This is a genomic window from Micromonospora sp. NPDC049203, assembly GCF_043197215.1.
GTDB lineage: Bacteria > Actinomycetota > Actinomycetes > Mycobacteriales > Micromonosporaceae > Micromonospora.
Genome location: NZ_JBICSV010000003.1, coordinates 132,954 through 151,642 on the forward strand (window position 1 = coordinate 132,954; position 18,689 = coordinate 151,642).

At 72.0% G+C, this 18,689-nt stretch carries 20 protein-coding genes; 13 read left to right on the top strand and 7 right to left on the bottom strand.

All coding sequences use genetic code 11. The features are described from left to right. Positions 1 to 9: 9 nt before the first annotated feature. Positions 10 to 951 carry an ATP-binding cassette domain-containing protein gene (locus tag ACGFIA_RS09595; RefSeq protein WP_393259438.1) on the top strand — a complete coding sequence of 314 codons (942 nt, stop codon included), beginning with the start codon at positions 10 to 12 and terminating at the stop codon, positions 949 to 951. After that, positions 948 to 2,540 (top strand): ABC transporter permease, encoded by a 1,593-nt coding sequence (locus ACGFIA_RS09600; RefSeq protein WP_393259439.1) that lies wholly within the window; start codon positions 948 to 950, stop codon positions 2,538 to 2,540. The genes ACGFIA_RS09595 and ACGFIA_RS09600 overlap by 4 nt, the downstream gene beginning before the upstream one ends. A gap of 27 nt (positions 2,541 to 2,567) precedes the next feature. Here the strand turns inward: ACGFIA_RS09600 and ACGFIA_RS09605 are convergent, their stop codons facing one another. After that, positions 2,568 to 2,972, bottom strand: coding sequence for a transposase (locus tag ACGFIA_RS09605; protein WP_393259852.1), 405 nt, complete (start codon positions 2,970 to 2,972; stop codon positions 2,568 to 2,570). Between ACGFIA_RS09605 and ACGFIA_RS09610 the strand changes: the two genes are divergently transcribed. Continuing rightward, a protein-coding gene (locus ACGFIA_RS09610) for an IS3 family transposase (RefSeq protein ID WP_393259441.1) occupies positions 2,949 to 4,189 on the top strand; the annotation gives its coding sequence in 2 pieces (ribosomal slippage) (positions 2,949 to 3,225 and positions 3,225 to 4,189; 1,242 coding nt in all). The two genes, ACGFIA_RS09605 and ACGFIA_RS09610, sit on opposite strands and share 24 nt — an antisense overlap. A 24-nt stretch (positions 4,190 to 4,213) precedes the next feature. On the opposite strand, the gene ACGFIA_RS09615 is transcribed toward ACGFIA_RS09610, so the two are convergent. Together ACGFIA_RS09615 and ACGFIA_RS09620 are read right to left on the bottom strand one after the other, a co-directional pair. Then, positions 4,214 to 4,393 (bottom strand): hypothetical protein, encoded by a 180-nt coding sequence (locus ACGFIA_RS09615; protein WP_393259443.1) that lies wholly within the window; start codon positions 4,391 to 4,393, stop codon positions 4,214 to 4,216. A 371-nt stretch (positions 4,394 to 4,764) separates the two neighbouring features. Beyond that, a complete protein-coding gene (locus ACGFIA_RS09620) occupies positions 4,765 to 5,097 on the bottom strand; it encodes an STAS domain-containing protein (RefSeq protein WP_357386803.1) in 333 nt (110 codons plus the stop codon). Positions 5,098 to 5,243: 146 nt separating this feature from the next. Between ACGFIA_RS09620 and hemL the strand changes: the two genes are divergently transcribed. Genes hemL through ccsB form a run of 6 tightly spaced genes read left to right on the top strand, consistent with a single transcriptional unit; the run spans position 5,244 to position 11,298 of the window. Beyond that, a complete protein-coding gene (gene hemL, locus ACGFIA_RS09625) occupies positions 5,244 to 6,581 on the top strand; it encodes a glutamate-1-semialdehyde 2,1-aminomutase (protein ID WP_393259445.1) in 1,338 nt (445 codons plus the stop codon). A 2-nt stretch (positions 6,582 to 6,583) separates the two neighbouring features. Then, a complete protein-coding gene (locus tag ACGFIA_RS09630; protein ID WP_013283542.1) occupies positions 6,584 to 7,231 on the top strand; it encodes a histidine phosphatase family protein in 648 nt (215 codons plus the stop codon). Further along, the gene (locus tag ACGFIA_RS09635; protein ID WP_393259447.1) at positions 7,231 to 7,806 is read left to right on the top strand and encodes a TlpA family protein disulfide reductase; all 576 of its coding nucleotides are present in this window, start codon (positions 7,231 to 7,233) and stop codon (positions 7,804 to 7,806) included. Before ACGFIA_RS09630 ends, ACGFIA_RS09635 begins: the two co-directional genes overlap by 1 nt. Beyond that, positions 7,806 to 8,705: a cytochrome c biogenesis CcdA family protein gene (locus ACGFIA_RS09640; RefSeq protein ID WP_393259449.1), complete on the top strand. Its 900-nt coding sequence runs from the start codon at positions 7,806 to 7,808 to the stop codon at positions 8,703 to 8,705. The genes ACGFIA_RS09635 and ACGFIA_RS09640 overlap by 1 nt, the downstream gene beginning before the upstream one ends. Further along, positions 8,705 to 10,324: a cytochrome c biogenesis protein ResB gene (locus ACGFIA_RS09645; protein ID WP_393259450.1), complete on the top strand. Its 1,620-nt coding sequence runs from the start codon at positions 8,705 to 8,707 to the stop codon at positions 10,322 to 10,324. Before ACGFIA_RS09640 ends, ACGFIA_RS09645 begins: the two co-directional genes overlap by 1 nt. Next, on the top strand, positions 10,324 to 11,298 hold the full coding sequence (ccsB, locus tag ACGFIA_RS09650; RefSeq protein ID WP_357386815.1) for a c-type cytochrome biogenesis protein CcsB: 975 nt from the start codon (positions 10,324 to 10,326) through the stop codon (positions 11,296 to 11,298). The genes ACGFIA_RS09645 and ccsB overlap by 1 nt, the downstream gene beginning before the upstream one ends. On the opposite strand, the gene ACGFIA_RS09655 is transcribed toward ccsB, so the two are convergent. After that, positions 11,267 to 11,491, bottom strand: a complete 225-nt coding sequence (locus tag ACGFIA_RS09655) for a hypothetical protein (protein WP_357386817.1) — start codon at positions 11,489 to 11,491, stop codon at positions 11,267 to 11,269. The genes ccsB and ACGFIA_RS09655 overlap by 32 nt on opposite strands. 96 nt (positions 11,492 to 11,587) lie before the next feature. Between ACGFIA_RS09655 and ACGFIA_RS09660 the strand changes: the two genes are divergently transcribed. Continuing rightward, on the top strand, positions 11,588 to 13,072 hold the full coding sequence (locus ACGFIA_RS09660) for an ATP-binding protein (protein ID WP_393259453.1): 1,485 nt from the start codon (positions 11,588 to 11,590) through the stop codon (positions 13,070 to 13,072). A gap of 9 nt (positions 13,073 to 13,081) precedes the next feature. On the opposite strand, the gene ACGFIA_RS09665 is transcribed toward ACGFIA_RS09660, so the two are convergent. After that, positions 13,082 to 13,552: a MarR family winged helix-turn-helix transcriptional regulator gene (locus ACGFIA_RS09665; protein WP_357468242.1), complete on the bottom strand. Its 471-nt coding sequence runs from the start codon at positions 13,550 to 13,552 to the stop codon at positions 13,082 to 13,084. A gap of 63 nt (positions 13,553 to 13,615) precedes the next feature. Between ACGFIA_RS09665 and ACGFIA_RS09670 the strand changes: the two genes are divergently transcribed. Then, on the top strand, positions 13,616 to 14,170 hold the full coding sequence (locus tag ACGFIA_RS09670; protein WP_357386823.1) for a carboxymuconolactone decarboxylase family protein: 555 nt from the start codon (positions 13,616 to 13,618) through the stop codon (positions 14,168 to 14,170). 100 nt (positions 14,171 to 14,270) lie between these two features. Here the strand turns inward: ACGFIA_RS09670 and ACGFIA_RS09675 are convergent, their stop codons facing one another. After that, positions 14,271 to 15,143 carry an alpha/beta hydrolase gene (locus ACGFIA_RS09675; protein WP_357386825.1) on the bottom strand — a complete coding sequence of 291 codons (873 nt, stop codon included), beginning with the start codon at positions 15,141 to 15,143 and terminating at the stop codon, positions 14,271 to 14,273. A gap of 126 nt (positions 15,144 to 15,269) precedes the next feature. Here ACGFIA_RS09675 and ACGFIA_RS09680 point away from each other — a divergent pair, with 126 nt between their 5' ends. Continuing rightward, positions 15,270 to 16,727, top strand: coding sequence for a menaquinone biosynthesis decarboxylase (locus ACGFIA_RS09680; protein WP_357386827.1), 1,458 nt, complete (start codon positions 15,270 to 15,272; stop codon positions 16,725 to 16,727). Continuing rightward, positions 16,727 to 17,632 (top strand): menaquinone biosynthesis prenyltransferase MqnP, encoded by a 906-nt coding sequence (gene mqnP, locus ACGFIA_RS09685; protein ID WP_357468236.1) that lies wholly within the window; start codon positions 16,727 to 16,729, stop codon positions 17,630 to 17,632. Before ACGFIA_RS09680 ends, mqnP begins: the two co-directional genes overlap by 1 nt. A 12-nt stretch (positions 17,633 to 17,644) precedes the next feature. Here the strand turns inward: mqnP and ACGFIA_RS09690 are convergent, their stop codons facing one another. Further along, complete coding sequence (locus ACGFIA_RS09690) at positions 17,645 to 18,610, bottom strand: terpene synthase (RefSeq protein ID WP_393259456.1); 966 nt, start codon at positions 18,608 to 18,610, stop codon at positions 17,645 to 17,647. Positions 18,611 to 18,689: the final 79 nt, after the last annotated feature.

An 18,689-nucleotide genomic window follows, 5' to 3' on the forward strand; every position in this document is an offset into this window, starting at 1 on the left:
TTCTGAAGTATGGAAACAGCAATCGATGTGTCCGGACTGGTGAAGACGTTCGGCCGCACCCGGGCTCTCGACGGGCTCGACCTGACCGTCCGCACCGGAGAGGTGCACGGCTTCCTGGGCCCGAACGGATCCGGCAAGTCGACCACCATCCGGGTGCTGCTCGGCCTGCTGCGGGCGGACGCGGGGACCGTCCGGCTGCTGGGCGGCGACCCCTGGCGGGACGCGGTGTCGCTGCACCGCCGCCTCGCGTACGTGCCCGGTGACGTCACGCTCTGGCCCCACCTCAGCGGCGGCGAGGTGATCGACCTGCTCGGGCGGCTGCGCGGCGGGCTGGACCCGAGACGCCGCGCCGAACTGCTGGAGTCGTTCGAGCTGGACCCGCGCAAGAAGGGCCGCACCTACTCCAAGGGCAACCGGCAGAAGGTCGGCCTGGTCGCCGCGCTCGCCTCCGACGTCGAACTGCTCATCCTCGACGAGCCGACCTCCGGGCTCGACCCGCTGATGGAGGAGGTCTTCCAGCACTGGGTCCGCCGGGCCGTCCACGAGGGGCGCACGGTGCTGCTGTCCAGCCACATCCTGGCCGAGGTGGAGGCGCTCTGCGACCGGGTGACGATCATCCGGGCCGGGCGGACCGTCGAGTCCGGCACGCTCGGCGATCTGCGCCACCTGCACCGCACCGCGATCGACGCCGAGGTCACCGCGCCGCCGGACGGCCTGACCGACCTGCCGGGCGTACACGACCTGCGGGTGGACGGGCAGCGGGTCCGCTTCGACGTGGACACCGCGTCGCTCGACGCCGCGCTGCGCCGGCTCACCGAGCTGGGCGTACGCAGCCTGGTCAGCACGCCGCCCACGCTTGAGGAACTGTTCCTGCGGCACTACGAGACGGCGCCTTCCGCGTCGGCGCCCTCCTCCGGCCCGGCCCGCCCCGAGACGGCGGGCCGGTCATGAGCACGCTCACCGGCACCCGTCACCTGGTCCGGCTGATCCTGCGCCGGGACCGCCTCCTGCTGCCGCTGTGGGTGCTGGTGCTCGCGGTGCTGCCAATCACGTACGCGGCCAGCTTCTCCGAGCTGTTCCCCACCGCCGCCGAGCGGGCCGCGTACCTGGAGGGCACCGCCCGCAATCCGTCGATCGTCGCGCTGCTCGGCCCGGCGTACGGCGACAGCATCGGTGGGCTGACCGCCCAGCGCAGCGGCTTCCTGCTGCTCATCGTGGCGCTGGCGAGCCTGCTCACGGTCATCCGGCACACCCGCACCGAGGAGGAAGCCGGGCGGCGGGAACTGCTCGGCGGCAGCGTGCTCGGGCGGCACGCCGGGCTGACCGCCGCGCTGCTCGTCACGTACGCGGCCGACCTGGCGCTCGGGCTGCTCACCGCAGCCGGGCTGGTCTCGACCGGGCTGCCGGTCGGCGGGTCGGTCGCGTACGGGCTGGCCACAGTGCTGACCGGCGCCGTCTTCGCCACGCTCGGCGGGCTGGCCGCCCAGCTCACCGAGACCGCGGGCGGGGCGCGGGGCATCGGCCTCGCCGGTCTCGGCGCCGCGTTCGGGCTGCGCCTGGCCGGGGACACCGCCGGCAACGACTGGCCGAGCTGGCTGTCCCCGCTGGGCTGGGCCGCCCGCGTCCGGCCGTACGAGGGGGAGCGGTGGTGGGTGCTGCTGCTGCCGCTGGCGGCGACGGTGCTGCTCGCCGCGCTCGCGTACCCGATCTCGGTCCGCCGCGACCTGGGCGCGGGCGTGCTGCCGCCCCGGCTCGGCCCGGCCGCCGCGAGTGGTGCCCTGTCCGGTCCGTTCGGGCTGGCCTGGCGGCTGCACCGGGGGCAGATCCTCTGGTGGTCGGTCGGGTTCGGCCTGCTCGGGCTGATCCTCGGCGGCGCGGCCGAGGCGGCCGGCCGGTCGGTCGAGGGGAGTCCGCGGATGGAGGAGATCGTGGCCCGGCTCGGCGGGGCGTCGGGGATGGCCGACGCCTACCTGGGGGTCACGCTGAGCCTGGCCGGGCTGGCCGCCGCCGGGTACGGCATCCAGGCCGCGCTGCGGATGCGCGCGGAGGAGTCCGCCGGGCACGCCGAGCCGGTGCTCGCCACCGGGACCCGGCGCTCGACCTGGCTGTTCTCCCACGTGACGTTCGCGCTGCTCGGCCCGGTGGTGGTGCTCGCGGTGACCGGGCTGGCCACCGGCCTGACGTACGGGCTGAGCACCGGTGACGTGCCCCGCCAACTGGGCCGGATGCTCGCCGCCGGCCTGGCCCAGGTGCCGGCGGCGTGGGTGCTGGCCGGGCTCGCCGTGCTGCTCTACGGCCTGCTGCCCCGGCTCGCGCCGGCCGCCTGGGTGGTGCTGGCGGCCTGCGTGCTGCTGGGTCAGCTCGGCGCCGTGCTGGAGCTGGACCAGTGGCTGCTGGACGCGTCCCCGTTCACGCACACCCCGCAGGTGCTCCGCGACACCTGGACCCCCACCCCGCTCTACGTGCTGACCGCCCTGGCGGTCACCCTGGCCACAGCAGGTCTGCTCACCTTCCGCCGCCGCGACCTCCCCGTCGCCTAGGCCGCGCCGATCTGTGAGTGGGGGTTGTCAAGTGGTTCGGTGGTGGTTGGTGATGGTGCGGTAGAGCTGTCGGGCGATGTAGCGCTTGAGGCAGCGGGTGATTTCTCTGGTGGTGCGGCCTTCGGCGCGGCGTCGGGTGATGTAGTCGCGGGTTTCGGGGTGGATGCGGCGGCGGGTCAGGGCGATGGTGTGCAGGGCGCTGTTGAGGGTTCTGTCGCCGCCGCGGTTGAGGCGGTGTCGGTCGGTGCGGCCGCTGGCCACGGGGATGGGGGCGGCGCCGGCGAGGGTGGCGTAGGCGGCTTCTGATCGGATGCGGCCGGGGTGGGACCAGGCGGTCAGGGCGATCGCGGCGGTGACGTGAACCGCCCCGGTGCTGGTGGAGACCTCTTTGCTTGAGAGGATCTGACCATGCCGAAGCAGTACCCGAGGGATCTACGTGATCGTGCGGTGCGCCTGGTTCGTGAGCATCGTGCCGATTACGGGACAGAGTGGGAGGCGATCGGGTCGATCGCGGCGAAGCTCGGGATCGGGTCGGCCGAGACGCTGCGTAAGTGGGTCCGCCAAGCCGAGGTCGACCAGGGCACCCGCCCGGGCGTGACGAGCGAGGAGTCAACCGAGTTGCGCCGGTTGAAGCGGGAGAACGCCGAACTACGCCGGGCAAATGAGATCTTGAAAGCCGCGTCGGCTTTCTTCGCGGCCGAGCTCGACCGGCCACACACACGCTCGTGAGGTTCATCGACGAGCATAAGGCCCGCTTCGGCGGAGTCGAGCCGATCTGCCGTGCCCTCACCGGACACGGCGTGCAGATCGCGGCCTCCACCTACTACAAGGCCAAGGCGGTGCCGCCCTCGGCGCGGGCCGTGGCCGACGCGCAACTGACCGAGCAGATCCGCCGGGTCCACGCGGACAACTACGGCGTCTACGGCGCCCGCAAAGTGTGGCAGCAGCTGCGCCGCGACGGCGTCGAGGTGGCCCGGTGCACGGTCGAGCGGCTGATGCGTGACGCCGGCCTACGCGGGATCGTGCGGGGCAAGAAGATCCGCACCACCGTGGCCGACTCTGGCCACGACCGCGCCGCTGATCTGGTCGCCCGGGACTTTACCGCCGCAGCCCCGAACCGCTGCTGGGTCGCCGACTTCACCCACGTGGCCACCTTCGCCGGCGTCGTCTACGTCGCATTCGTCGTCGACGTCTACTCCCGGGCGACCGTGGGCTGGTCCGCCGCCACCAACAAGCGCACACCCCTCGTCCTCGACGCCCTCGACATGGGCCTGTGGCGCCGCGACCGCGACGGCCGGACCGTGCAACGCGGCCTGATCCACCACAGCGACGCCGGATCCCAATACACGTCGTTCCGGTTCACCACCCACCTCGTCGCCACCGGCATCGACGCCTCCATCGGCACCGTCGGCGATGCCCTGGACAACGCGCTCATGGAATCCACGATCGGCCTCTACAAGACCGAACTGATCAAACCCAGGCGGCCGTGGCGCAGCCTCGCCCACGTCGAGCTGGCCACCGCCGAATGGGTCGACTGGTACAACCACCACCGCCTGCACTCAGCCATCGGACACCGGCCACCCGCCGAACACGAATCGATGTTCTACGCTCAACACCAGCCCGACCAGCCGCAGCTGGTCACAGTCTGAGGAATCCACCAGACTCGGGGCGGTTCAGTGCTCGACGGCGAAGGCCAACAGCTGGCTCAACCCGTCTGGGTCGGTGGACACGGTGACCTGCGCCAACACCCCACCGAGCCGGTCAACCACAGCTGCGGTATGCGTGTCGGTGTGGGTGTCCACCCCCACCACCACGTCGCAGCGATCCGCGACCCGCTCTACGATCCTTGCCATCTCGGATTGTTGCTCCTTAGCCAGCGACGACCGGGACAGTTGGCGTCGGCTCGGGAAGCAGTCACCACGGCGGCAGATCTGTGATGGGCCACGTGTGCTCGCACGGGCAGGCTTCTGATCAGGCCAGCAGGGTGGACCGGGCCGGCGCCGACGACCACCCGGGGACAGGTCTTGCACAAGGCACACCCACAACCCGAGCGGCCGGATCGACGAAGAGTCACCCAAGTGATCATCGATGCCGAACCCTAACGGCAACCAGCCGAACCGATCACCACACACATAGAAGCGTCTTGCACTTGCGGCCCCGGCGAACGGGGCAAATCGCCCAGGTCGAGGGCCGCAAGTGCAAGATCGCGAAGGAGGGGCGTGCGTTACTGGGTGGCTTCGTTGCGGATCATCAGGGCGCTGCGGAGGCCCGTGATGTCCAGGACGCGGATCAGGAAGTCGCCCACGTTGGTGAGGATCAGCAGGCACTGGGCGTGACTGGCCTTGCGGCTGAGCACCACGAGCGTGCCGAGGCCCTGCGAGTCGCAGAACGTGACCCCGGCCAGGTCGAGCACGATGCGCGGGGGCGGATCCGCCAGCACCTCGTTCACCACAGTCGAGAGCTGGGCGGCCGTGAGCATGTCGATCTCACCGGCCAGGCGAAGCACTGCTTCGTCACCCGTCCGGTGTACGGTGATGGACAGTTCGGCACGATCCACCCGGTCAGCCTATCGCGATCTCGACCATCGGGCCTGTCGAGCCGATCGCCGTCGGCCCGTCGCGCCGCTCCGGCGGGTGAGCCTGGTAACCCCCGTTGCGGGGTGCCTGCCAGGCAGCACTCCGGCGCTGACACAATGGCCCCATCGTGACCGAGACGCATTCCGCCGGATCCGGCCGCTACCCGGCCGACGCCCCGGCCTCCGAGGCCCTGTTCGACCGCGCCAAGGCCGTCGTGCCCGGCGGGGTCAACTCTCCCGTACGCGCGTTCCGTGCCGTCGGCGGCACCCCGCGCTTCATGGTCCGGGGGGAGGGTCCGTGGCTCTTCGACGCCGACGGCCGGCGCTACGTCGACCTGGTCTGCTCCTGGGGCCCGCTCATCCTCGGCCACGCCCACCCGGCCGTGGTGGAGGCGCTGCGCGAGGCGGCGGTGCTCGGCACCAGCTTCGGCACGCCGACGCCGGGCGAGGTCGACCTGGCCGAGGAGATCATCGCGCGGACGCCGGTGGAGCAGGTACGCCTGGTCAACTCCGGCACCGAGGCGACCATGTCGGCGATCCGGCTGGCCCGCGGCTTCACCGGCCGCGCCAAGATCATTAAGTTCTCCGGCTGCTACCACGGCCACTCCGACGCGCTGCTCGCCGCCGCCGGCTCCGGCGTGGCCACCTTCGGCCTGCCCGACTCGCCCGGCGTGACCGGCGCGGCGGCCGGCGACACCATCGTGCTGCCGTACAACGACCTGCGCGCGGTCGAGGAGGCGTTCGCCGCCGAGGGGCAGCACATCGCCGCGATCATCACCGAGGCCGCCGCCGGCAACATGGGCGTGATCGCCCCGCGTGACGGCTTCAACGCCGAGCTGGCCCGCATCGCCCACGCCAACGGCGCGCTGCTCATCGTCGACGAGGTGATGACCGGGTTCCGGGTGTCCCGCGCCGGGTGGCACGGCCTCGACCCGTCGGACGCGGACCTGTGGACGTACGGGAAGGTCATGGGCGGTGGCCTGCCCGCCGCGGCGTTCGGCGGGCGTGCGGAGATCATGGCCCGGCTCGCCCCGGCCGGCCCGGTCTACCAGGCCGGAACGCTCTCCGGTAACCCGCTGGCCTGCGCGGCCGGGCTCGCCACGCTGCGACTGGCCGACGACGCGCTCTACCGGCGGCTCGACGAGACCGCCGCCGCGCTGGGCAAGCTCACCACCGAGGCGCTGTCCGCGGCGGGCGTGCCGCACCGCCTGTCCACCGCGGGCAACATGTTCTCGGTCTTCTTCACCGACGCGGACGTGCACGACTACGACAGCGCCCGCACCCAGGTGGTGCCCGCGTTCAAGGCGTTCTTCCACGCGATGCTCGCCGGTGGCGTCTACCTGCCGCCGAGCGCGTTCGAGTCGTGGTTCGTCTCGACCGCGATCGACGACGCCGCGTGGGAGCAGATCGCCGCCGCCCTGCCGGTGGCGGCGCGGGCGGCGGCAGCGGCGGGACACGGGGGGTAACCATGGCCGAGACAGTGGTGCACGTGCTGCGGCACGGTGAGGTGCACAACCCGGACGGCATCCTCTACGGCCGCCTGCCCGGGTTCCGCCTCTCCGAGCTGGGCGTGCAGATGGCCAAGGCGGCGGCGCAGGCGCTCGCCGACCGGACCGTCGTGCACGTGGTGGCCAGCCCGCTGGAGCGTGCCCAGCAGACCGCCGAGCCGATCGCGGCGCAGTTCGGCCTCTCCGTCGGCGTCGACGAGCGGCTGATCGAGAGCGCGAACTGGTTCGAGGGCAAGAAGGTCTCGCCCGGTGACGGCTCGTTCCGCGACCCGCGCAACTGGTGGGTGCTGCGTGACCCGGTGACCCCGTCCTGGGGTGAGGCGTACCGGGCCATCGCCGAGCGCATGTTCGCCGCGCTGCACGCCGCCCGGGTCGCCGCCGAGGGGCGCGAGGCGGTGCTCGTGTCGCACCAGCTCCCGATCTGGACGCTGCGCCGGCACGTCGAGCGCAAGCGCCTCTGGCACGACCCGCGCCGCCGCCAGTGCGGCCTGGCCAGCCTCACCTCGTTCCACTTCGACGGCGCCAAGATCGTCGGTATCGGGTACTCCGAGCCGGCCGCCCACCTCGTCTCGATCTCGCCGACCGCCCGGACGGCCAAGGGGGCCTGATGTTCACCCGGAGGCTTGCCGCCGCCCTGCTCGCCGCCGTCACCGCCGGTACGGCGCTGGTCGGCTGCTCCTCCGACAGCCAGGAGAGCCGGTGCGACGCCGACGGCTCGACGGTCACCTGCGCCCCCGAGCAGCGCTCCAAGACGCCGAAGGTGAGCGGTGAGCTGCTCACCGGCGGCAGCTACGACATCTCCCGCGATCGTGGTCAGGTCGTCGTGGTCAACTTCTGGGGCTCCTGGTGCGCCCCCTGCCGCGCCGAGGCGGACGACCTGGAGGCCACCTACCAGGCCACGAAGGGCTCCGGCGTGACGTTCCTCGGCATCAACGTGCAGGACAGCAAGGACAAGGCGATCGCCTTCGAGGAGGGCCGGGTCACGTACCCGAGCATCTTCGACCCGGCCAGCCGGCAGGCGCTCAACTTCGACATCCCGCCGAACACCACCCCGGCCACCGTCGTGCTCGACCGCGAGGGCCGGGTCGCCGTGGTGATCCGCCGGGCCGTCACCCAGGACGAGCTGCGGCCGATCGTCGAGAAGGTCGCCGCCGAGTCGCCGCCGCCGAACGGCTCCCGCTGATGGGCGAGACGTTCCGCCAGCTCGCCGAGTCCGGCCCGCTGCTGCTCGCGGTCGGCGCGGCGGCACTGGCCGGACTGGTCAGCTTCCTCTCCCCGTGCGTGCTCCCGCTGATGCCCGGCTACCTGTCGTACGTGACGGGCTTGGCCGGCTCCGACCTGGAGGGTGCAAGGAAGGGCCCCCTTTTAACGCCTCCGGTAGAGGAAGGGCCCCTTCTTAACACCGGCACCACCCTCGCGGGCGGCGGCACCACCGCGGGCGGCGACACCGGCGGCGGCGTGAGCGTCGCCGAGCGGGCGGCGCCGCAACGGACCGCCGCCGCCGTCAAGGGCCGGGTGCTCGCCGGAACGCTGCTGTTCATCGCGGGCTTCACAGTCGTGTTCGTCGCCACCGCGATCCTCTTCTCCGGCGTCGGCAAGCTGTTCTTCCGGTACGAGCGCACGCTGGAGATCGTCATCGGCGCGCTGGTGGTGGTGCTCGGCCTCGGCTACCTCGGTGTGATCCCCGGCATGCAGCGCGAGTTCCGTATCCGCTGGCTGCCCGCCGCCGGGCTGCTCGGCGCACCGGTCCTCGGCGCGGTCTTCGCGCTCAGCTGGCTGCCCTGCACCGGCCCGACGCTCGGCGCGGTGCTCGGCATGGCGGCCACCGAGGGCGGGACCGACCGGGCTGTGCTGCTCGCCGTGGCGTACTGCCTCGGGCTGGGGATACCGTTCGTCGTCTTCGGGCTGGGCTTCCAGCGCCTGCTCGGGGTCTTCCGCGCCGTCCGGCGCAACAGCCGCTGGGTCACCCGGATCGGCGGCGCGCTGCTGATCGCGATCGGCCTGGCGCTGATCACCGGCGGCTGGGTGAACGTGGTGATCTGGTTGCAGACGACCGTCGGCGTGGGCGAGGTGAGCATCTGATGACGGCAGTCGACGACCGGCCGTCGACCCCGCCCGCGCAGGCGCCCCGGCGGCGGGTCAACCCGGTGCTGGCGCTGCTGCGCAACTCGTGGCGGCAGCTCACCAGCATGCGTACCGCGCTGATCCTGCTGTTCCTGCTCGCCGTCGCGGCCATCCCCGGCTCAGTGCTGCCCCAGCGCGGCGTCAACCCGGAACGGGTCAACCAGTGGTTCGTCGACCACCCGGACCTGGCGCCCCGGCTGGATCAGATCGGCGCGTTCGAGGTCTTCGGCTCGGTCTGGTTCTCCGCGATCTACCTGCTGCTGTTCACCTCGCTGATCGGCTGCATCCTGCCCCGCGCCCGCGATCACGTCCGCGCGCTGCGGATGAGGCCGCCGGCCGCGCCGAGACGGTTCGACCGGCTGCCGCAGCACGCGGTGCTGGAGGCCCCGGCCGCCGCCGACCCCGAGGCGATCGCGGCGGTGCTGCGTCGCCGCCGGTGGCGGGTCACCGTGCGCGGCAACGAGGTCTCCGCCGAGAAGGGCTACCTCAAGGAGACCGGCAACCTGCTCTTCCACGTGTCGCTGGTCGCCGTCCTGCTCGGGGTGGCGCTCGGTTCCTGGTACGGCTGGCACGGCAACCGCATCCTGGTGGCGGGCGCGGACAACGCGTTCTGCAACACCCGCCAGCAGTACGCCGAGGCGTCGCTCGGCCCGCGCGTGGACAGCTCCGACCTGCCGCCGTTCTGCCTGACGCTGGAGAAGTTCGAGGCCGACTACCTGCCGTCCGGGCTGGCGTCCCGCTACTGGGCCACGGTGACGGTGGACGAGCCGGGCGGCGAGGCGCGGACCGCCGGTTTCTCGGTCAACTCGCCGCTGCGGCTCGGCTCGGCGAACGTCTACCTGCTCGGCAACGGCTACGCGCCGCTGCTGAAGTACACCGACAAGTACGGCCGCAGCCAGACCAGCGACGCGCCGTTCCTGCGTACCGGTGACTCGAACGCGACCGAGGAGGGCGTGGCGATCTTCCCGGACGCCAACGTCGACCCGAAGACCGGCGCCCGCGCCCCGGACCAGCAGATCGCCTTCGACGGGCTCTACCTGCCGACCGGGCCGGAGAGCGCGCCGTACGTCTCGTCGCAGTACCCGGCCGAGCGGAACCCGATGGTGAACCTGACCGCGTACCGGGGGAACCTCGGGATGGACGCCGGCATCCCCGGCTCGGTCTACGCGTTGGACCGGCGGCAGATCGACGACGGCAAGCTCAAGGAGATCGGCACCAAGCTGCTGCGGCCGGGGGAGAAGTGGACCCTCGACGACGGCAGCACGCTGGAGTTCCTCGGCACCGAGCCGTACGTCACGCTGGCGGTCCGGCACGCGCCCGGTCAGACGCTGCTGCTGGTGGCGAGCGGCACGCTGCTGCTGGGCCTGATGGGTTCGCTGTTCGCCCGGCGGCGCCGGGTCTGGTTCCGGGTTTCGGCCCCCGAGGGCGGATCTCCGACGAGCGGTAGTAGTTTGGTGGAGGCCGGTGGGCTGCCGCGCACCGAGCACCCTGGGTTCGCCGACGAGTTCGCGCAGCTCCTCGCCGCGGTGAGCGGTGACGCGCCGGACGCGCGGCGGGCGCGAGAAGGAGACGAGTGATGTCCGCACTCTCCGACCAGCTGGTCGCGTTCGCGATCCTGGCGTACCTGATCGCGATGATCAGCCACGCCGTGGAGTTCGCGCTGGGCAACGCGCGGAAGGTGCCCGCTGCCGCACCGGCGCGTGAGCTGGTGGGCGCGGGCGTCGGCGGTGCCGGTGGCGCGATCGACGAGCCGGCCGTCCCGGCCACGCCGCAGCGCCCGGACCGCACCGGCGCGCGGGCCGTGCTGGCCGGCCGGATCGCCGGCTGGCTCACCGTGCTCGCCGCCGCGCTGCATTTGGGCGCCGTGGTCACCCGGGGCCTCGCCGCCGACCGGATGCCCTGGGGCAACATGTACGAGTTCGTGCTGACCGGCACCTGGATCGGCATGGCGGCCTGGCTCGTGGTGCTCTGGAAGCAGCCGTGGCTGCGCCGGCTCGGGCTGTTCCTGACGCTGGTCATGGTGCTGCTGCTGGCGTTCGCCGAGCTGAAGCTCTACGTGCCGATCGAGCCGCTGATGCCGGCGCTGCAGTCGTGGTGGTTCATCATCCACGTCTCGACGATCATCTTCGCCTCGGGCATCTTCCTGCTCGGCGTGGTGCCCGCCGCCGCGTACCTGATGCGGTCCGGCTGGGAGCAGGGGCGGCGCAGCTTCCCGTACACCCTGGCCCGCCGCCTCCCGGAGGCGGCCGGGCTGGAACGGCTGACCTTCATGCTGCACGCCTTCTCGTTCCCGATCTTCACCTTCGCGGTGATCGCGGGTGCGATCTGGGCCGAGGCGGCCTGGGGTCGCGCCTGGGGCTGGGACCCGAAGGAGACCTGGGCGTTCATCTCCTGGGTGGTGTACGCGGGGTACCTGCACGCCCGGGCCACGCCGAGCGTGAAGCGCAACGTGGCCACCTGGATCTCCATCGTGGGCTTCCTGACCGTGATGATGAACCTGTTCGGCGTGAACTTCTTCTTCACCGGCCTGCACTCGTACGCCGGGGTGTAGCGGCCGGGCGACCGCTCAGCACCTCGTCCACCCGGCGCGTGACCTGGTAGGCCACCTCCGGCAGATCGGCCAGTTCGAGGCGGTCCGCCCGCAGCGCGAACTGGGCGTGCAGTTCGCGGGCCACGGCGTCGCGGATCTCCGCTTGGAGCGGGCTGAGGCCGTCCGGGTCACCTGCCACGTACGCGTCGTCCATCCGTCGATGATGAACCGCCGTCGGCGAAGCTGTCAGTGACGCAGAATGTAGGACTACACTTCTTAGAACTGTAGTTATAAGAAGTGTGGTGTCGGTATGCCGCTGCTCGGAAAGCCCGCAGAGATCTTCGACCGGGACGTCGAGTGGGCCGAACTGGCCCGGTTCGTGGCCGACGACCGGCCCGGCGCGACGCTCGGCGTGGTCAGCGGCCGCCGCAGGCAGGGCAAGACCCTGCTGCTGTACCAACTTGCGCAGGCGAGCGACGGCTTCTACTTCGGCGCTACCGAGGCGACGTCGACGGAATCGCTGCGCCGGCTGGGTGAGGCGCTGGGCGCGTATTCCGGGTCACCCGGTCCCGTCCACCTGCCGGACTGGGGTGCTGCGGTCGACGCGCTGCTCGCGGTGGGACGGGAACGCCCCGTCACTGTCGTCCTCGACGAATTCCCGTACCTGGTGCGTGCGGCCCGTGACCTGCCGTCGATCATCCAGCATGCGCTGACGCCCGGGCGTCCGGAGCGGACCGGCTCCCGGGCGCGGTTGTTGTTGTGCGGCTCGGCGCTGTCCTTCATGGGAGGACTGCTCGCCGGATCGGCGCCGCTGCGCGGGCGGGCCGGTCTGGAGCTGCCGGTGCAGCCACTGGACTTCCGCGCTGCGGCGGCCTTCTGGCAGATCGACGACCCGCTGCTGGCGGTACGCGTCTTCTCCGTCGTCGGCGGCACCCCCGCGTACCGCCGGGAGTACGTCCAGGACGACACCCCGGCCGGGCCGGACGACTTCGACGCTTGGATCGTGCGGACGGTCCTGAACCCGGCCCGGCCGCTGTTCCGTGAGGCCCGGTACCTGCTGGCCGAGGATCCGGACCTGAGGGACACCGCGTTGTACCACTCGGTTCTCGCCGCCGTCGCGGAAGGGAACGCCAGCCGTGGCGGCATCGCCGGTTACATCGGGCGGAAGGCCACCGACCTCCAGCACCCGCTGACCGTGCTGGAGGACGCCGGACTGCTGGTGCGTGAGCCCGACCCGCTGCGCAGCGGTCGCAGCAGCTACCGGATCACCGAACCGCTGATCACCTTCTACCAGGCAGTGATGCGCCCGGCGTGGACGGCTCTGGAGCAGCGGCGCGGAGCCGACGTCTGGCGTCGTTCACAGCGGCGCTACGCAAGCGCGGTGCTCGGGCCCCGGTTCGAGGAGATCGTGCGGCAGTGGTCGCTGCGCTTCGCCGAACCCGAGCTTCTCGGCGGGCACGTCGCCGAGGTGAGCGCGGCGACGCTGACCGACCCGGACACCCGGACGCGTCACGAACTCGACCTGGTCGCGGTGGGCGAGCCGCCACCGGGCGACGGCCCTCGCCCGTTGTTGGCGATCGGTGAGGTCAAGTGGGGTCGCCGGCTGGGCCGGGCCGACCTCCAGCGGCTGGAGCGGATCCGGGCCCTGCTGGTGCGGCAGCGACCCGGCTTCGACGCGGGCGGAGCGCGGCTGCTGCTGGCGGGCGGCCACGGCTTCGAGGACGACCTCGTCGACGCCGCGGCCGGTCGGGCGGATGTGGTCCTGGTAGACCCGGCACTTCTCTACGGGCGCTGAGCGGGCGTCTCACCCGCCGAACCAGCCGGGGACGTCCAGGCGGAACACGTCGGCGGGGACCATCCGGCGTAGGTCGTCCTCGATGGCGGCGACCCGGTCCGCGCCGAGCGTGGCCGCCCAGCGGTTGCGTAGCTCGTCGAAGACCACCGCCGAGCGGTGCAGCCCGTCGCGGCCCTTCGCGGTCATCCGGACCAGCTTGCGGCGGGCGTCGGCGGGGTCGTCCACGCGTTCCAGGTAGCCGAGGGCGACCAGCCGGTCCACCGTCTTGCCGGCGGCCTGCTTGGAGACGCCGAGGCGCTGGCCGAGGTCGGAGGCGGTGGTCCCGGCCGGGCCGACGGCCTGGAGCACGAAGCCGTGGGCCGGGCGCAGCTCGGGGTGCCCCTGGCGGGCCAGTTCGGCGTGCAGGTCATCGACGAGCGTACGGAAGCCGGCGAGCAGGAGCAGCGGCAGCGCGAAGCCGGGGCGGTCAGGCGTTGCCATGTTCGACAACCACGTTTACCATTCCGTCAACCACGTTGACCATCTTACGAGAGGGGCACAGTCATGTCCCGCTTCACCGCGTACGAGCCGGACACCGCGCCCGCCGCCGCCCGCCCGGTCATGGCCGGCGTACGCCGCTCACTGGGCCATCTGCCCGCCGCCGTCGGCCTGATGGCCGGCTCGCCCGAACTACTAAAGGGCTTCCTCGCCGCCAACGCCGCGTTCGAGGCCACCGACCTGGACCCGGTCGCCCGGGAGGTGGTCGTGCTCACCGTCGCCACCCGCAACGGCTGCCACCTCTGCGTGGCGATGCACACCGCGACGCTGGTCCGCCACGCCGCCGCGCCGGCGCTGATCGAGGCGCTACGGACCGGCGCGACGGTACCCGACCCCCGGCTGGAGGCGCTGCGCCGCTTCACCGTCGCCGTGCTCGACCACCGGGGCGCGGTCCCCGACGCCGACCTGGACGCGCTGCTCGCCGCCGGGTGGCAGCCACGGCACGCGCTGGACGTGGTGCTCGGCGTCGGCACGTACACGATCTCCACGTTCGCCAACCGGCTCACCGAGGCGCCGCTCGACCCGCCGCTGGCCGCGTACGCCTGGACGCCCGCCGCCTGAGGCCCTACGCCATGTGATCCGACAGCTGATGTGTGGCACAACTCCGCCACGTGATGCGCAACGTCGGTCGGCCCGTCGGCACTGAGCCGCGCGGCGCCGGTCAGCCCCGCAGGAACGGCAGCAGCAGCGCGGTGAGCTTCGCCGGCTGCTCCTCGAACAGCCAGTGGCCGCAGTCCTCCACCACCGCCCCGGTGACCGCGCCGGCATAGCGGCGGACCTGCTCGGCCACCTGCCCGCCCAGGCTGGCCTGCGCGCCGACGGCGAGCACCGGCATCGGCAGCTTCGTGCCCCGGTACGCCGTGTTGTCCGCGACGTCCTGCCCGAACGCCCGGAAATAGCCGAAGCTCGCCCGCAGGTGCGCCTCGTCGCGCAGGTGGCCCGCGTACTCCTCGATGTCGCCCGGGCCCAGGCTGCCCTTGTTGACCATGATGGAGTCGGTGAACCGGTCGACCCAGAGCGCCTCCCGCCCGGCGACGAGCTGCTCGGGCAGGCCGTTGGGGACGTTGAAGAAGCCGAAGTTCCACACCGCCGGGCCGACGGCGGTCAGCGCCGGGATCGCGTAAATGCTCTCGTCGGGGATCGGCGCCTCGCTGAGCACCAGCCGGGTGACCGACTCGGGATGGGCGGCGGCGTAGGCGTACGCGACCATGGTGCCCAGGTCGTGCCCGACCAGCCGGATCTCCTCGGCGAGACCGAGACCGGTCAGCAGCCGGTGCAGGTCGGCGGCGATCGTCTTCTTGTCGTATCCGCCGGGCGGGGCGTCGCTGTCGCCGAAGCCGCGCAGGTCCGGGGCGATCACCTCGTACGACCGGGCCAGCTCCGGCAGCACGTGCCGCCACATGCGCCAGCACTGGGGATAGCCGTGCAGCAGCACCAGGGTCGGCCCCCGGCCACCCCGGACATAGTTGATCTCCACGTCGCCGGCTCTGGCCCGCTGCTCGGTGAAGCCCGCCGGCACCCGCGGTTCGTCCATGCCGCCGACTACCCGGCCGACCTCCGTCCATGCGGCGAAGGTGTTAACAGGGGGCCCCGCCTCCACCGGATGCGTTAACAAGGGGCCCTTCCTTGCATCTCAGGGAGGTGGGGGAGGATGGGGGTTATGGCGGCTCGCTTTCCGTACACCGATCTGAAGGACTTCCTCGCGGCGCTGGAGCGTGCGGGCGAGCTGCGGCGGGTGAGCGCGCCGGTCGACCCCACGCTGGAGATCAGCGAGATCGTCACCCGCACCGTCCGGGCCGGCGGGCCCGCGCTGCTGTTCGAGCGCCCCACCCGGGGCGAGATGCCGGTGGCGATCAACCTGTTCGGCACCGAGAAGCGGATGGCGATGGCGCTCGGGGTGGAACACCTCGACGAGATCGGCGCGCGGATCGGCGAGATGCTCAAGCCGGAGCTGCCGCAGGGCTTCTCCGGGATGATGGGCGGCCTCGGCAAGGTCATGCAGCTCAAGTCGATGCCGCCGAAGAAGGTCAAGACCGCCCCCTGCCAGCAGGTCGTCTACCGGGGCGACGACGTCGACCTGAACCGGCTGCCCGGGTTGCAGGTGTGGCCCGGCGACGGCGGCATCTTCCACAACTTCGGGCTGACCCACACCAAGCACCCGGAGACCGGCAAGCGCAACCTCGGGCTCTACCGGCTCCAGCAGCACTCGCACAACACCATCGGCATGCACTGGCAGATCCACAAGAACTCCACGGCGCACCACGCCGTCGCCGAGCGGCTCGGCCAGCGGCTGCCGGTGGCGATCGCGATCGGCGCGGACCCGGTCGTGGCGTACTCGGCCAGCGCGCCGCTGCCGGCCGACATCGACGAGTACCTGTTCGCCGGGTTCCTCGCCGGTGAGCGGGTCGAGATGGTGGACTGCCTGACCGTCCCGCTTCAGGTGCCGGCGCACGCGCAGATCGTGCTGGAGGGCTACATCGAGCCGGGCGAGCGCCTGCCCGAGGGGCCGTTCGGCGACCACACCGGCTTCTACACGCCGGTCGAGCCGTTCCCGGTCATGCACATCGAGTGCATGACCACGCAGCGCGACCCGGTCTACCACTCGATCGTCACGTCCCAGCCGCCGCAGGAGGACCACGGTCTCGGCAAGGCCACCGAGCGGATCTTCGCGCCGCTGCTGCGCTTCCTGATCCCGGACATCGTCGACTACGACCTGCCCGCCGCCGGTGTCTTCCACAACTGCGCGATCGTGTCGATCCGCAAGCGCTACCCGAAGCACGCGCAGAAGGTCATGAACGCGATCTGGGGCGCGCACATGATGTCGCTGACCAAGCTGATCGTGATCGTCGACGAGGACTGCGACGTGCACGACTACAACGAGGTCGCGTTCCGCGCCTTCGGCAACGTCGACTACGCCCGTGACCTGATGCTCACCGAAGGGCCGGTCGACCACCTCGACCACGCCTCGTACCAGCAGTTCTGGGGTGGCAAGGCGGGCATCGACGCCACCCGGAAGCTGCCCGAGGAGGGCTACACCCGGGGCTGGCCGGAGGAGATGCGCATGTCGCCCGAGGTGGTCTCGCTCGTCGACAAGCGCTGGAAGGAATACGGGATCTGATGACGGCGGCAGTACAGGAACGGCCCGGCCGGGTCTCGTCCTTCCTCAAGCTCGTCGCCATCGAGCACTCCGTCTTCGCGCTGCCGTTCGCGTACCTGTCGGCGCTGACCGCCATGCAGCTCAACGGCGGCCGGGTGCGCTGGGGAGACCTGCTGCTGATCACCGTGGCGATGGTCGGCGCGCGGACGTTCGCCATGGCCGCGAACCGGATCCTGGACCGGCGGATCGACGCGCGGAACCCGCGTACGGCGAACCGGGAACTGGTCACCGGCGCGGTGAGCGTGCGGACGGCCTGGACCGGCGCGGCGGTCGCGCTCGTGGTGTTCCTGGCCGCAGCCGCCCTGCTCAACCCGCTCTGCCTGGTGCTCGCGCCGCTCGCCGTGGTGCCGCTGGTGGTCTACCCGTACGGCAAGCGGTTCACCAACTGGCCGCACGCGATCCTCGCGGTGGCGCAGGCGGTCGGCCCGGTCGGCGCCTGGCTGGCGGTCACCGGCACGCTCGACGGCTCCGGTCCGGCGTGGCTGCTCGGTGCGGCGGTGGGCCTGTGGATCGGCGGCTTCGACCTGATCTACGCCTGCCAGGACTCGGAGATCGACCGGGAGATCGGCGTGCACAGCGTCCCCGCCCGGTACGGCCGGCGCTTCGCGCTGCACGCGTCCACAGTCGCGCACGTGGTGACGTTCGCGCTGTTCATCTGGTTCGGCGCCTGGGTCGGCTTCGGCTGGCTGTGGTGGATCGGGCTGGCGCTGACCGCTGTCGCCTTCGCCTACCAGCACATGGTGGTCAGCCCCACCGACCTGAGCAAGGTCAACCGGGCGTTCTTCACCGCGAACGGCTTCGTCGGCATCGCGTTGTTCGTCCTCGCGCTGCTCGACCTGGTGATCCGGCTCGGCCTGCGGCCGTAAACCCGGACCGGCTCACGGCGTCGCGCCGACCGGGTAGCGGGCGCTCTCCAGCGTCCAGTCGACGGTGCCGCGCACGGCGGCGGCCAGGCCGTCGAGGTGGACGGCGACGGCCTGGTCGAGCGTGGGCCCGAACGACGGCGCCGCCGCCAGGAGCGCGGCGAATCGCCCCATCTCGGCCCGCCAGTGCCCGGCCACCAGGTCGACCGCCGCCGGCACCGGCACGCCCCGCTCGGCGGCCATCGCCAGCACCAGGTTGTGTCCGCCGCCGGTAACCCGGTCGCGTTCCAGCGAGGCGATGTCGTTGAACCAGGACAGCAGGTCGTTCGCGAGGTCGGCGAGCCGCCGCAGCGCCGGATGGTGGTAGACCGCGTCGGGCAGGGGACGCCCGGACGCGAACTCGATCAGCGGGTACGAGACGTACGCCGCCGACGTGGCCCGGCGCAGCCGCACGTACTCGGCGACGCCCGGTGCACGGCCGGACGTGGTGGCGGTGGCCTCCCGGTGCACCCCGTCGAGGTGGTCGGCGACCGCGTCGGCGAAACGCAGCCGCCACCGGGCCGGCATCCGGCGGCGCGGCTCCCGCCACGCCTGCACCAGCAGACGCCGCAGCGGGCCGGAGAAGCCCGGGTGGCGGGCGCGCGGACCCTCGCGCAGCAACGCGAGCGCGCCGTCGCGCAACGCGCGGATCTGCGCCGGGGTCAGCCCGTCCCGCCCGTCGCAGGCGTCGTCGACCAGGAAGAACCAGGTGAACAGCGCGGTGAGCACCCGCAGGTCGGGCTCGGTGGCGTCCGGGTAGAGGCGGCCCGCGTACCGGGCGAAGCCGGCCCGCGCCAGCCGTCGCCGGGTGTCCGGGTCAGCCGGCAGGCCGAGCCGGTCGACGTGCTCCACCAGCCAGCCCTGCACCCGGTCGGCGTACGGGGAGATGCGGGGTGCGACGGGGCAGTCGGAGCGCAGCGCCCGCAGCACCGCCCCCGTCATCACCGGCCCCTCCGTGGAAGTCGATCGCCGATCGAAGACTTTCATGCCGTGGGATGTCGCGTGAATCCGCTGGACATCC